Below are 13,270 nucleotides of genomic sequence, written 5' to 3' on the forward strand. Positions count from 1 at the left end.
CGCCTTTCACACGAGCGCGTCATGGCCGACACCGAGAACAAGACCCCCCCAGGTGAGAAGAGCGGCGAAGCGGCGGACTCCAGCTCCAAGGAGCAGGAGATCTACCAGCAGCGGTTGGACAAGGCCGCCAAGTGGCGCGAGGCCGGCTTCAACCCCTACGGCAACGGCTACGCGCCCAAGGACGTGGCGCAGCGGCTCCACGACGACCACGGCCAGAAGACCGCCGAGGACCTGGACAAGGAAGCCCCCCAGGCGGACGTCGCCGGCCGCATCGTGGCCATGCGCTCGTTCGGCAAGGCCGCGTTCATCAAGCTTCGCGACCGCTCCGGCGAAATCCAGGTGCACGTGAAGAAGGACGCGCTGGGGGACCTCTATGAGGTCTTCAAGCAGTGCGACCTGGGTGACTTCGTCGCGGCGCAGGGCACCGTCTTCAAGAGCAAGACGGGCGAGCTGTCCATCGCGGCCGCGAAGTTCATCCCGCTCACCAAGTCCCTGCGCCCCATGCCGGAGAAGTGGCACGGCCTCACGGACGTGGAGGTCCGCTACCGCCAGCGCTACCTGGACCTCGTCTCCAACCCGGACGTGAAGCAGGTCTTCCTGAAGCGCAGCAAGCTGGTGAAGTTCATCCGGAGCTTCCTCGACGGGCGCGACTTCGTCGAAGTGGAGACCCCGATGATGCACCCGCTGGTGACGGGTGCGGCGGCGCGGCCGTTCGTCACGCACCACAACACGTACGACATCGACCTCTTCATGCGCATCGCGCCCGAGCTCTATCTGAAGCGGCTCGTGGTGGGTGGCATGGACCGCGTCTACGAAATCAACCGCAACTTCCGCAATGAGGGCATCAGCACCCGGCACAACCCGGAGTTCACGATGCTGGAGTTCTATCAGGCGTACGCCACGTACGAGGACCTGATGGACCTCACGGAAGAGATGCTCTCGGAGGCCTCCCGCCACGTCACCGGCGACTCCAAGGTGAAGTACGGCGAGCACACCATCGACTTCGGCAAGGGCTGGAAGCGCATCCCCATGCCGGAGGCCATCCGGGAAGCCGTCCCCAGCCTGTCCGACAAGGACATGGTGGACGTGGACCGCCTGCGTCACGAACTGCTGAAGACGGTCCACTCGGAGGCAGAGCGCCGCGCCGTGGACGCCATGAACCACGGTGAGCTGGTGGGCGCCCTCTTCGAGGCCCACGTCGAGCACACGCTCATCCATCCCACCTTCATCACCCAGTATCCCACCGCCGTCTCCCCGCTCGCCCGCCGCAACGACCAGAACCCGGAAATCACGGATCGGTTCGAGCTCTTCGTCGCGGGCCGGGAAATCGCCAACGCCTTCTCCGAGCTGAACGACCCCCTGGACCAGAAGGGCCGCTTCCAGGCCCAACTGGACGCGAAGCAGCGGGGCCAGCAGGAGACCATGGACTACGACGAGGACTACATCCGCGCCCTCGAACACGGCATGCCGCCCACGGCCGGTGAAGGCATCGGGATTGATCGCGTCGCCATGTTGTTCACGGACGCCGCCAGCATTCGTGACGTGATTCTCTTCCCCCTCCTCAAGCCGCTGGCGAAGTAGCCACGAGGCCTCGTGCACCCCGCCGAACGGCAGACCGATTATCGCTGGCCCCTCCTGTGGGCCGGCGCCCTCGTGGCCCTCGTGGGAGCCATCCTCCTGGGGGTGGCCATCTCCGAGTCCGAGGCGTGGGCCGACGTGGCCGGCGCCCTGGGCCTCTCCTTCGTGGGGTGGGGCGGGCTCGTCCAGTCCTTCGACGCCGGGGCGCTCGCCCTGGGCGCCCAGAAGGCCTCGGCCGTGGCCGGACCCAAGGCGCTGGTGGCCGGGACGCTCGTCTGGCTGGCCGGTTGGGGCCTCATCGCCGCCGGCATCCGCCGCGCGCCGGCCTCCGGTGAAGGGCCCAGCCCCGCCGCGGGTGCACCCCTGTACCCGCGCCTGGCGCGCTACCGGGACTTCTACTGGAGCACGCTGGGCGCCTACGGCGGCGGCATCCTCCTGGCGGAGCTGGCGCTGCTGCTGCTCCAGACCGTGCTCTCCAGCGGCGTGCCGTCGGATCTGGGCGGCGCGGCGCGCGAGGCGAGCGGGGGGCTGTCGCTGCCTCCCACCATCGCCTTCGCCATCGCCTTCATCGTGAGCATGGGCGTGGCGTTCGCGTCCGGCTTCGTGGGCGCGTCCCGGGCGCAGCGGCTGTCGTTCCCGGAAGCCACCATCGGCGTGTTCTACCTGGGCCTGCCGGTGCCCATCCTCCTGTCGCTGATGGAGCGTGTGCCGTCGCTGCAACTGGCGCTGGGCTACCGGCTGCGCGAGGTGACGTACGTCGCGGGGCTCATCGGCCGGCCGGAGCTGGCGTACTGGCTCGTCTTCGCCGCGCTGGTGCTGGCGCTCGTGCTGGGCATCAACACGGGCTTCATCGCGGCGGGCAGCGGCCGGGTGGACCTGCGGCTGGGCTTCGAGCTCTTCGTCGCGCGCCGGCACGTGGCGGTGTTCCGCCCGTCGCTGCTGTTGGGCGCGCTCGCGGTGCTGATGTTCGGCATCGTCCCGCCGCTCATCGTCTACTTCATCATCCGCGGGGCGGAAGCCGCCGTGGAGCGCACGCGCGTGAAGTCCCTGGGCCTGGCGGATCCGCTCGCGGCCGCGTCCGCGCAGCACCGCATGAAGCTGCATGAGCAGTCGCCCACCATGATGATGACCGCGCTGTCCGTGGGCGGCGTGGGCGTGGGCGTGATGGCGCTCATCATCGTGCTCAGCGTGATGAGCGGCTTCGAGGCCGACCTCCAGCAGAAGATTCTCGGCACCAACGCGCACGCGGTGGTGTCGCGCTACGCCGGCGATTTGCCGGACTACGACAAGGTGATGCAGCAGGTGAAACGCGTGCCCGGCGTCGTGGGCCAGACGCCCTTCATCATCAACCAGGTGATGATTGCCTCGGAGGGCAACGTCGACGGCGTCATCATCAAGGGCATCGACCCGAACACGGTCGGCTCGGTGACGGACCTGCCGCAGAACATCCTGCCCGGTGGCGACCTGGGCCACCTGGAGCAGCCCGCGAAGATCCTCCCCAGCAGCGCGGTGGAGGACGCGGAAGGCAAGAAGGACGCCGAGGAGGAGGACCCCATCATTGGCAAGCCCTCCAAGCCCGCGAAGCCCACGGTGCTGCCGGGCATCATCATCGGCCGGGAGCTGGCGGCCTCGCTGCGCGTGGTGGTGGGGGACCGGGTGAACGTGGTGTCCCCGCTGGGCACGGAGCTGGGGCCGTCCGGTCCCATCCCCAAGAGCCGCGCGTTCCGGGTGGCGGGCGTCTTCTACTCGGGCATGTACGAGTACGACTCCAAGTTCGTCTACATCCTGCTCAAGGAAGCGCAGGACTTCTTCGCCGTGAAGGGCGCCACCGGCATTGAACTGAAGGTGGCGGACATCGACGACGCGCGCCGCATCGCCAACCAGGTGGTGCGCGTGCTGGGCGGCTACCCCTACCGCGCGCGCGACTGGGGCGAGATGAACAAGAACCTCTTCTCCGCGCTGCGCCTGGAGAAGCTGGTGATGGGCATCATCCTGTCCATCATCATCATCGTCGCCGCGGGCCTCATCGTCGCCACGGTCATCATGCTGGTGCTGGAGAAGCGGAAGGAGATCTCCGTCCTCAAGGCGCTGGGCGTCCCGGACGGCGGCATCGTGAAGATCTTCCTCGCCGAAGGGCTCCAGATTGGCGTGGCCGGCGGCGTGCTGGGCCTGTTCTCCGGCCTCGCGTGGTGCCTCTTCATCGAGAAGGTCGGCATCAAGCTGGATCCGGAGGTCTATTACATCCCCGCGCTGCCGGTGCGCATCGAACCGGTGCAGACAGCGCTGGCGGTGATCATCGCGGTGCTCGTCACCTACCTGGCGTCCATCTACCCGGCCCTCAAGGCGAGCAGCGTGGAACCGGTGGAAGGTCTGAAGGCGGAGTAGCCATGGCGCTGTTGTCCATCCGCAACGTCTTCAAGAGCTACTTCCTTCACGGCAAGCGCATTGACGTGCTGCGCGACGTGTCCCTGGACATCAACGCCGGCGAGCTCGTCTCCATGATTGGCGCGTCCGGCGCGGGAAAGAGCACCTTCCTGCACGTGCTGGGCACGCTGGACGCCCCCGCCGCCGGTGAAGTCCTCTTCGACGGCAAGTCCGTCTTCTCCATGAACGACGCGGAGATCGCCGAGTTCCGCAACCGCACCATCGGCTTCGTCTTCCAGAGCCACTACCTGTTGCCGGAGTTCACCGCGCTGGAGAACGTGGCCATGCCCGCGCTCATCCAGCGCAAGGACCGCACCCCCGCCTACGCCTACGCCCGTGAGCTCCTGGAGCGCGTGGGCCTGGGCAGCCGCGTGGACCACCGCCCCGGTGAGCTGTCCGGCGGCGAGGCCCAGCGCGTGGCCCTGGCGCGCGCGCTGGTGCTCAAGCCCGCGGTGCTGCTCGCGGACGAACCCACGGGCAACCTGGATCCCACGACAGGCGAGGGTATCCACCAGCTGCTCCGGGAAGTGAACCGGGACCTGGGAATCACCGCCGTCGTCGTCACGCACAACGAGACGCTTGCTCGCTCCATGCCCCGCCGTCTGAGACTGGCCGGCGGGCAGGTGTCGGAGGCCTGATGGCCGCGCGCTTTTGGATTGAGGGGCCCTCCCCCCATCCCGTACATTGCCCCGCCTTTTCCTGGCCGGACTGCACTTGAGGCTCACCGTTCTGCGCAAGTCATTGCTCCCGCTGCTGGCGGTCGCCCTGTGGGCGTTTGGGCCCGTTGCTGCCTACGCCCAGGTGGACGTGGACGCGGGTTCGCCCGTCGTCCTCCCCCCGTCCACTCCCGCCGCCACGCCCGTATCGCCTCCGGATGGGGGCCCTCCCTCGGGCGCGGACGCGCCGCTGGCGTCCTCTCCGGACGACGAGGACACCAACGTCTCCCCCTCGGATCGCGTGGTGGAGATCCGCATCGAGGGCAACCGCCGCGTGGAGTCGGAGGCCGTCCGCCGCGCCATGCGCACCCAGGTCGGTGACGCGCTCACCCGCTCCGCGGAGGACCTCCGCGCCATCTGGGCCCTGGGCTACTTCACGGACGTGCAGCTGCTCGCGCAGCGCTTGGCCAACGGCATCGCGTACGTGGTGCGCGTGTCGGAGCGGCCCACCATCCGCGCCGTGGCGCTCCAGGGCAACGAGGAGCTCAACGCGGAGGACCTGAAGGAGCAGCTGGATCTCAAGGTCGGCACCATCCTCGACATCGAGGCCGTGCGCGCCACGCAGAAGAAGATCCAGGAGAAGTACGTCGAGAAGGGCTACTTCCTGGCGGAGGTGACCTACAAGCTGGAGCCGGTCGAAGGCGGCGCCGCGGTCACCGTCGTCTACATCATCAACGAGCACTCGAAGGTGATGGTGAAGCAGATCATCCTCCAGGGCGCGGAGAAGGTGTCCCCGGAGGAGCTCAAGGCGACCATGATCACGAAGGAGGGCGGCTTCCTGTCCTTCTTCACCGGCGAGGGCACCTACCGCGAAGAGGCCTTCCAGCGCGACCTCGCGGTCATCCAGATCGCCTACTACGACCGCGGCTTCATCAACGTGCGCGTGGACAAGCCCACCGTGCAGCTGTCCGCGGACAAGCGCGACATCTACATCACCCTGCACATCACCGAGGGTGAGTCGTACGACATCGGGAAGATCGACTTCGCGGGCGACCTGGAGCGCCCTCCGGAAGAGCTGCTGCGGCTGATGAAGTCGCGCCCCAAGGAACGCTTCAACCGCGGCCAGCTCTCCACGGACATCTCCGCCATCTCCGACGTGTACTTCGACAAGGGGTACGCGTACGCCAACATCAACCCCGTCACCTCCGTGAACGCGGAAGACCGGACGGTGGACCTCACCTTCGACATCCAGAAGGGCCCGCTCGTCAACATCGAGCGCATCGACGTCGTCGGCAACACGAAGACGCGCGACAAGGTCATCCGCCGCGAGCTGCGCGTCTACGAAGGCGAGCTCTACAACGGCACCGGCGTGAAGCGCAGCCGCGAGCGCGTCACCGCCCTGGGCTTCTTCGAGACCGTCGAAATCACCCAGCACCCGGGCAGCACCGACAACGCCATCGTGTTGCAGGTGGAGGTGAAGGAGAAGGCCACCGGCACGTTCCAGGTGGGCCTCGGCTTCTCCAACGTGGAGAACTTCATCTTCACGGCCCAGGTGTCGCAGAACAACTTCCTCGGCTGGGGCCAGAGCGTGTCCGCGTCCGCCCAGATCTCGGGCCTGCGCTCGCTCGTCCAGCTGTCGTTCTACGACCCGTACTTCCTGGACACGAACTACCTCCTGTCCGCGGAGTTCTTCCGCGTGCAGGCGGACTACGAAGGCTTCATCCGCAACTCCACGGGCGGCACCATCTCCCTGGGCCGCCAGCTGGTGGACGACGTGCTCGCCACGGTCGGCTACTCGCGTGAGTACGTGGACGTGCAGGCGGGGCAGGGCATTGGCGCGGTGCTGCTCGCCAACCAGTTCCAGTCCGGCGTCACCAGCGCGCTGCGCCTGTCCGTGTCCTTCGACCGGCGCGACAACCGCCTCTTCCCGTCGCGCGGCTTCATCCACTACGGCTCGGTGGAGACGGCGCCCTCGTTCCTGGGCGGCACGTTCCTCTTCAACCGCTACACCGCCTACTCGCGCCTGTACTTCCCCCTGCCGCTGGGCTTCGTCTTCAAGACGAACGCCACGATGGGCTACGTGCAGCAGCTGGACTCCAGCAAGCCGCTGCCCATCAGCGAGCTCTATTACGTGGGCGGCATCAACACGATCCGCGGCTACTACCTGCGCAGCATCAGCCCCACGCTGCTGGTGCCGCGCGCGGACAACCCGGACGCCAACGTCACCGAGTTCCGGGTGGGCGGCAACAAGCAGCTCATCTTCAACTTCGAGCTGGAGTTCCCCATCTTCGAGAAGGCCGGCCTGCGCGGCGTGCTCTTCTACGACGCCGGCAATGCCTTCGGCTCAAACGAGAAGTTCTTCGAGGACCGGCAGGACAAGCTGCCCCTGGGCCTCTTCCACGCGGCGGGCTTCGGCTTCCGCTGGTTCTCGCCCATCGGACCCCTGCGCTTCGAGTGGGGAATCCCGCTGACCAAGCGGCCGTCGGACGACTCCATCCTGTTCGAGTTCACGATCGGTAACTTCTTCTGATAGGCATTGACCCCAAGGCCTTCCCGGTACGTCCTTCTCCGCCCTACCCGGGCGGAAGTGAACAGGCCGGGATGGCGGACGTCGGAGCCTGCAGCACCCTTTCCGAGGAGCCTTGACCCATGTCGCTTCGAAGCACCCTGGCGGCCGCCGCCGCTGTCCTGTCGCTCGCCCTCCCGGTTGCCGCTTCGGCCGCCGAGCTCAAGGTGGCCTACGTCGACCTGCAGCGCGTGCTGCTGGAGGTGGATGACGGCAAGGCCGCCAAGGCCCGTCTCCAGAAGTGGCTGGAGGACCGCCAGAAGGAGATCGACAAGGAGCAGGAGACGCTCCGCAAGGAGAAGGACACCCTGGACAAGCAGGCCAGCGCCATGAGCGAGGCCACGCGCACCCAGAAGGCCACCGAGCTCCAGAAGAAGGTGATGGAGCTGGCGCAGAAGTACGAGCGCAGCCGCGCCGAGGCCGCCAACAAGGAGCGCCAGGAGATGGAGCCCATCGTCAACCGCATCGACCAGGTCATCGCTTCCATCGCGGAGCGGGACGGCCTGGGCATGGTGCTGGACAAGCGCGACTCCGGCATCGTCTTCGCGCTGTCCCAGTACGACATCTCCAACGAGGTCGTGCGCAGCTACAACAACAGCGCCTCCAAGAAGCCCGCGCCGGCGGCCAAGGACGCCCCGGTCAAGAAGTAGGCGTTGGACACCCCCGTGCCATCCGCATCCAACGCGCACCGGCTGGGGGACATCGCCACCCACGTCCGGGGTGAGCTCCTCGGCGACCCCGGACTGCTCGTCCATGGCCTGAACGGCCTGGAGGAGGCAGTCCCGGGAGAGGTGTCGTTCTACGGCAACCCCCGCTACCGCAAGCAGTTCGAGGCCACCCGCGCCTCGGCGGTGCTGGTGGGGATGGATGCCACCGCTCGCGACGGCGTGGCCCTGGTGCGGGTGCCCAACCCGCACCTGGCCTACGCGAAGCTCCTCGCCCTGCTCCACCCGGCCACGCGGCCCGCCGCGGGCATCCACCCGGCGGCCCACGTGCACCCGGAGGCCACGGTGCACCCGGAGGCCACGGTGAAGGCCGGGGCGGTGGTGGAGAAGGGCGCCCACGTCGGCGCCCGCACGGTGCTGCACTCCGGCGCCTACGTGGGTGAAGGCGCGCGCGTCGGCGACGACTGCGTGCTCTACCCGCACGCCACGGTGCGCGAGAACTGCGTGGTGGGCTCGCGCGTCATCCTCCACGCCTCGTCGGTGGTGGGCGCGGACGGCTTCGGCTTCGCGTTCGACGCGGAGGGCGAGGACGGCCCCCGCCACTTCAAGATTCCCCAGGTGGGCATCGTCCGCATCGAGGACGACGTGGAAGTTGGGGCCTGCACCTGCATCGACCGCGCGACGGTGGGTGAAACGGTGGTGGGCCAGGGGACGAAGCTCGACAACCTGGTTCAGATCGCCCACAACGTGCGCGTGGGTCCGCTGTCGCTCATCTGCGCGCAGGCGGGCGTTTCGGGTTCGGCGGAGGTGGGCACCGGCGTGGTGCTCGCGGGGCAGGTGGGCGTGGTGGGCCACATCCGCGTGGGAGACCTGGCCAAGGTGGGCGCGCAGTCAGGCGTCGCCCATGATGTTCCGGACGGGCAGGTCGTCAGTGGCAGCCCCGCCATCCCCCACAAGGAATGGCTGCGCGCCAGCGCCGCGTCGGGGCAGCTGGCGGACCTGCTCAAGGAAGTGCGCGCCCTTCGCAAGAGGGTGGAGCTGTTGGAGAAGGAGAAGGGCGGATGATGGACATTGGCGAGATCCAGGCGCTGCTGCCGCACCGCTACCCGTTCCTCCTGGTGGACCGGGTGGTGGAAATCGTGCCGGGCCAGAAGCTCACGGCCTACAAGAACGTCACCATCAACGAGCCCTTCTTCAACGGCCACTTCCCGGGGCACCCGGTGATGCCGGGCGTGCTGATCCTTGAGGCGCTCGCCCAGGCCACGGCCATCCTTGCGTATAAGACGGAAGCCATGGACCCGACGCGGCTCGTCACGTACTTGATGGGCGTGGACAACGCGCGCTTCCGCAAGCCGGTGGTGCCCGGGGACCGGCTCCAGTTGGACATTGAAGTCATCCGCCACAAGGGCGCCATCTGGAAGACGAAGGGTGTGGCGTCGGTGGATGGCGCCAGGGTGGCGGAAGGGGAGTTCCTCGCCACCGTGGTGGACAAGAACAAGGCCGCCAAGGGCGACGAGAGCGCGGCGCCGTAGGGCGCGTCATTCGCGCTGCTGAGGAGAGAAGGACATGGCGCAGGTTCATCCCACCGCGGTCGTCCATCCGGGAGCCCGGCTCCACGACACCGTGGAGGTGGGGCCGTTCTCGGTCATCGGGCCCCATGTCGTCATTGGCGCGGGCACCCGCATCGGGCCGCACGTCGTCATCGAGGGCCGCACCACGTTGGGGGAGCGCAACCACCTCTTCCAGTTCTGTTCCGTGGGCGCGGCGCCCCAGGACCTGAAGTACGCGGGCGAGGACACGGAGCTCGTCATTGGCGACGAGAATCAAATCCGTGAGTTCGTCACGGTGAACCTGGGCACGGTGGCCGGTGGTGGCGCCACGCGCCTGGGCCACCGCAACCTGCTGCTCGCCAACAGCCACATCGCGCACGACTGCGTCGTGGGCAATGAAGTCCTCCTCGCCAACGGGGCCGCGCTCGCGGGCCACGTGGTGGTGGAGGACGCGGTGAAGATTTCGGGCCTCGTCGCGGTGCACCAGTTCACCCGGCTGGGGCGCTACGCGTTCATCTCCGGCGGCTCCATGGTCACCATGGACGTGCCCCCGTACTGCACCGTGCAGGGCGACCGGGCCACGCTGGTGGGCCTCAACACCGTGGGCCTGGAGCGCGGCGGCTTCACCGAGGAGCAGATTGGCCGTGTGAAGGAGGCCTACCGCATCCTCTTCCGCTCCAAGCTGGGGCTTCAGGACGCGCTCGCGCAGCTTCGCGGGGAGCTCTCCAGCCACCCGGAAGTGGAGCACCTGGTGCGGTTCGTGGAGACGAGCAAGCGCGGCGTCACGCGCTAGGCCTCTTCACGAGGGAACGGAGGGGAGTGGGTGGAGCGCATCGGGCTCATCGCCGGTAACGGCCAGCTTCCCTTCCTCTTCGCGCGGGCCGCCCGTGCGCGCGGCCTGGAGGTCGTGGTGGCCGCGCACCGGGGAGAGACGGACCCGGCGCTGGAGCAGGAGGTCGGCCACTTCGCCTGGGTGCGCGTGGGGCAGGTGGGCCGCATCCAGAAGGTCTTCCGCCAGGCGGGTGTCACCCGGGCGGCCATGGCGGGCGGCATCGGCCGCGTGCGCGCTCTCACGGATGCCCGTCCGGACCTGGGCGCGGTGCGCATCATCTCCCGCCTGCGCAGCTTCCGGGACGACGCGCTCCTGCGCGCCGTGGCCGCGGACTTCGAATCCCAGGGCATCACCATCATCGCGCCCACGGACTTCCTGGGCGAGGTGCTGTGCCCCGAAGGGCACCTGGCGGGCCCCACGCTCAAGCCCGCGCAGGAGAAGGACGTGGCCCTGGGCCGCGAGGTGGCGGTGCTCCTGGGGCAGGCGGACGTGGGCCAGACGGTGGTGGTGCGTGACGGCCACGTGCTCGCGCTGGAGGCCGTGGAGGGCACCGACGAGACCATCCGCCGGGGCGCGAAGCTGGGCGGCCCGGGCGCGGTGGTGGTGAAGCGCTGCAAGCCGGAGCAGGACCTGCGCTTCGACTTGCCCGCCGTGGGGCCTCGGACGCTGGAGGTCATGGCGGAGGTGGGCGCCCGGGTGCTGGCGCTGGAGGTAGGGCGCACGGTGCTGTTGGACGCACCCGCACTCTTCGCGGGGGCCACCGCGCGAGGCATCACCCTGGTGGGCGTGCGGTAGGCTTCCGCGGGAATCCGTTCCCCCGGGCTGGAGTTGCCTCCCCACCTCCCCCGCGACGCCGAGGTTGACGCCGCATGTCCGTTCGACTCCTACCTCTCTTGGCCCTGCTGGGCCTGCCGCTCACCGCCTCCGCGGAGGCCATCCGGGTATCGCTGGAGGGCAAGGCGGCGCTGGGTGAAGGCGTGCCCACGCTGGTCATCCACATCGAAGAGCCCATCGACGGCTTCGAGGTGAAGCTCAAGCGCAGCGACGGCAAGGCGGTGGAGCTCAAGGGGGGCGGCAAGCCGGGCATCACCCGCCGCCTCGCCCTGGAGCAGCCGGAAGGGAAGTTCCACTACGAGGGCGAGCTCACCGTGCGGTTCCCGGGCGGGGCGGAGCCGGGCTCCATGCCTCTCTCGTTCGACACGGAGCTCAACGGCCCGCTGAAGCTGGAGGTTCGCCCGGAGGACGTGGACGTGCCCGGGCGCAAGCTGCGCTTCACGCTGTCGCGCCCGGCCGCGAAGACGGAAGTGACGGTGAAGATGGACACCGGCAAGACGGCCTTCGCGGGCGACGTGGACTTCAAGGGCGCGCCCGCGGGCACGCCGTTGGAAGTGAAGTGGCTGCCGGCGGAGGGCAAGGTGATGCACATCCGCCTGAGGGCCTACGACACCTCCGACTTCTACACGGGCGTGGACCTCTACCCGTGGCAGGTGGACATCCCGCACGAGGAGGTGACCTTCGCCTCCGGCCGCTCGGACGTTCCCTCGGCGGAGAAGGGCAAGCTGGACGCCAGCTACAAGAGCATCACGGAGGCGTTGAATAAGTATGGCCGCTGGGCGTCGCTGCGCCTGTACGTGCTCGGGCACACCGACACGGTGGGCAGCACGAACGACAACCGCGAGCTTTCGCTCAAGCGGGCGAAGAGCATCGCGACCTACTTCCGCCAACGCGGCCTGAAGGTACCAGTGTTCTACGAGGGCTTTGGTGAGCAGTCCCCGGCGGTGCCCACGCCGGACGAGACGGCGGAGGCGGGCAACCGCCGCGCCGAATACATCATCGCGGTGGAGGACCCGTCCCTGACGAACGCGCCCTTCGCCCCTCGCTGGCGCAAGCCTTGAGGTGTCACATGGTGGAACTTGCTCGCATCCGTTGGGCGCTCGCCGTGGCGGGCCTGGGCTTCTTGGGGACGGTGGGCTGCGCGCACTCCGTGCCCCTTGAGCAGCGCGTGCAGGCCGAGGACGAGAAGTGCACGCTCCTCCAGGCGCTGATGCGCCAGCCCGCGCCCGCGAAGGCCATCCAGAAGTTCGTCGCCGAGGGCAAGGAGGAGAGGGCCCCCGTGGTCGTCTACGTGCGCCACCCGGAGGAGGCCACGCTGGAGCGCTTCTTCACCGGCGACACCCAGTGCGCGAACGAGTCGTTCAAGGTCGTGCAGGAGAACGTCGTGGACGCCGTGGTGGTGTACCTGCAGGAGGTCCAGGGCGGCTACGCGTACGACGCGCAGCGCTCCAGCCCGGACCGCCTCACCATGGACGGCCGTCCCCAGGGCACCGTGCGCAAGGACGGCGCCGTGTGGGTGGCGGGCGCGGACGCTATTTGAGCAGGTCCTTCGCCCCGTCCGCGATGAACTGCACCGCGATGGCGGCCAGGATGAGGCCTGACACACGCTCCAGGATGGCGACGCCGGACTGACGCAGCACCCGCTGCACCAGGCTGGACGCGTTGAGGATGAAGTAGGTCGCGGTGAAGGTCAGCACCACCGCCGCGACCACCGGCAGCGCGGAGACGAAGGACGTCCCGGAGCGCGCCATCAGCACCATGGCGGTGGCGATGGCGCCCGGCCCCGCGAGCAGCGGAATGGCCAGCGGGACGATGGCCACGTCCTCCTTCACCACGCCTTCTTCTTCTTCCGTGGGGCTGGTGCGCGTGGAGGACGGACGGGCGCGCAGCATGTCCAGGGACGTAATCAGCAGCAGGATGCCGCCCGCCACGCGGAAGGCGCCCAGCGACACGGCGAACACCTGGAAGATGACGCGGCCGAAGACGGCGAAGAACAGCATCATCCCGCACGCCACCAGACAGGCGCGCAGGGCGGTGCTGCGAATCTGCTGCTTGGTGTCCCCCGCCGTCATCGCCAGGAACAGCGGCACGACGCCAATCGGGTCCACCACGAAGAAGATGGCGGACAGCGACACGAGGAAGGTGGACACCATCGCGGACATCGA

12 protein-coding genes are annotated in these 13,270 nt (G+C 68.4%); 11 read left to right on the plus strand and 1 reads right to left on the minus strand.

What is annotated here, in order from left to right; genetic code table 11:
• The first annotated feature begins 21 nt into the window (after nt 1–21).
• The 11 genes from lysS (at nt 22) to D7V77_RS11790 (ending at nt 12,645) form a co-directional block, all read left to right on the plus strand.
• Nucleotides 22–1,581, plus strand: coding sequence for a lysine--tRNA ligase (gene lysS, locus D7V77_RS11740; protein WP_120576358.1), 1,560 nt, complete (start codon nt 22–24; stop codon nt 1,579–1,581).
• Nucleotides 1,582–1,593: 12 nt separating this feature from the next.
• Nucleotides 1,594–3,963 carry an ABC transporter permease gene (locus D7V77_RS11745; RefSeq protein WP_120576359.1) on the plus strand — a complete coding sequence of 790 codons (2,370 nt, stop codon included), beginning with the start codon at nt 1,594–1,596 and terminating at the stop codon, nt 3,961–3,963.
• A 2-nt stretch (nt 3,964–3,965) separates the two neighbouring features.
• Nucleotides 3,966–4,640: an ABC transporter ATP-binding protein gene (locus D7V77_RS11750; RefSeq protein WP_120576360.1), complete on the plus strand. Its 675-nt coding sequence runs from the start codon at nt 3,966–3,968 to the stop codon at nt 4,638–4,640.
• A gap of 76 nt (nt 4,641–4,716) precedes the next feature.
• Nucleotides 4,717–7,188, plus strand: a complete 2,472-nt coding sequence (bamA, locus tag D7V77_RS11755; RefSeq protein ID WP_233596847.1) for an outer membrane protein assembly factor BamA — start codon at nt 4,717–4,719, stop codon at nt 7,186–7,188.
• Between the two features lie 119 nt (nt 7,189–7,307).
• Nucleotides 7,308–7,874, plus strand: coding sequence for an OmpH family outer membrane protein (locus D7V77_RS11760; RefSeq protein WP_014395493.1), 567 nt, complete (start codon nt 7,308–7,310; stop codon nt 7,872–7,874).
• Between the two features lie 15 nt (nt 7,875–7,889).
• Entirely contained in the window at nt 7,890–8,954 is a 1,065-nt protein-coding gene (gene lpxD / locus D7V77_RS11765; protein ID WP_120576382.1) for a UDP-3-O-(3-hydroxymyristoyl)glucosamine N-acyltransferase, read from the plus strand.
• Nucleotides 8,951–9,421, plus strand: coding sequence for a 3-hydroxyacyl-ACP dehydratase FabZ (fabZ, locus tag D7V77_RS11770; protein ID WP_206797923.1), 471 nt, complete (start codon nt 8,951–8,953; stop codon nt 9,419–9,421). The genes lpxD and fabZ overlap by 4 nt, the downstream gene beginning before the upstream one ends.
• A gap of 34 nt (nt 9,422–9,455) precedes the next feature.
• Nucleotides 9,456–10,232, plus strand: coding sequence for an acyl-ACP--UDP-N-acetylglucosamine O-acyltransferase (gene lpxA / locus D7V77_RS11775; RefSeq protein ID WP_120576362.1), 777 nt, complete (start codon nt 9,456–9,458; stop codon nt 10,230–10,232).
• 30 nt (nt 10,233–10,262) lie between these two features.
• Nucleotides 10,263–11,066, plus strand: coding sequence for an LpxI family protein (locus D7V77_RS11780; protein WP_120576363.1), 804 nt, complete (start codon nt 10,263–10,265; stop codon nt 11,064–11,066).
• 74 nt (nt 11,067–11,140) lie between these two features.
• Complete coding sequence (locus D7V77_RS11785; protein ID WP_120576364.1) at nt 11,141–12,166, plus strand: OmpA family protein; 1,026 nt, start codon at nt 11,141–11,143, stop codon at nt 12,164–12,166.
• An 8-nt stretch (nt 12,167–12,174) separates the two neighbouring features.
• Nucleotides 12,175–12,645 carry a hypothetical protein gene (locus D7V77_RS11790; protein ID WP_120576365.1) on the plus strand — a complete coding sequence of 157 codons (471 nt, stop codon included), beginning with the start codon at nt 12,175–12,177 and terminating at the stop codon, nt 12,643–12,645.
• Here D7V77_RS11790 and D7V77_RS11795 read toward each other — a convergent pair.
• Nucleotides 12,638–13,267 carry a MarC family protein gene (locus tag D7V77_RS11795; RefSeq protein ID WP_120576366.1) on the minus strand — a complete coding sequence of 210 codons (630 nt, stop codon included), beginning with the start codon at nt 13,265–13,267 and terminating at the stop codon, nt 12,638–12,640. The genes D7V77_RS11790 and D7V77_RS11795 overlap by 8 nt on opposite strands.
• Between the last annotated feature and the right edge of the window lie 3 nt (nt 13,268–13,270).

The organism is Corallococcus sp. CA041A (assembly GCF_003612075.1).
GTDB classification, from domain to species: Bacteria; Myxococcota; Myxococcia; order Myxococcales; family Myxococcaceae; genus Corallococcus; species Corallococcus exiguus.

Bases quoted from the DNA above. Each gene is read 5' to 3' on its own strand.
- lysS (WP_120576358.1), top strand. From the start codon at position 22: ATGGCCGACACCGAGAACAAGACCCCCCCAGGTGAGAAGAGCGGCGAA.
- D7V77_RS11750 (WP_120576360.1), top strand. From the start codon at position 3,966: ATGGCGCTGTTGTCCATCCGCAACGTCTTCAAGAGCTACTTCCTTCAC.
- D7V77_RS11760 (WP_014395493.1), top strand. From the start codon at position 7,308: ATGTCGCTTCGAAGCACCCTGGCGGCCGCCGCCGCTGTCCTGTCGCTC.
- fabZ (WP_206797923.1), top strand. From the start codon at position 8,951: ATGATGGACATTGGCGAGATCCAGGCGCTGCTGCCGCACCGCTACCCG.
- lpxA (WP_120576362.1), top strand. From the start codon at position 9,456: ATGGCGCAGGTTCATCCCACCGCGGTCGTCCATCCGGGAGCCCGGCTC.
- D7V77_RS11785 (WP_120576364.1), top strand. From the start codon at position 11,141: ATGTCCGTTCGACTCCTACCTCTCTTGGCCCTGCTGGGCCTGCCGCTC.
- D7V77_RS11790 (WP_120576365.1), top strand. From the start codon at position 12,175: ATGGTGGAACTTGCTCGCATCCGTTGGGCGCTCGCCGTGGCGGGCCTG.
- D7V77_RS11795 (WP_120576366.1), bottom strand. From the start codon at position 13,267: ATGTCCGCGATGGTGTCCACCTTCCTCGTGTCGCTGTCCGCCATCTTC.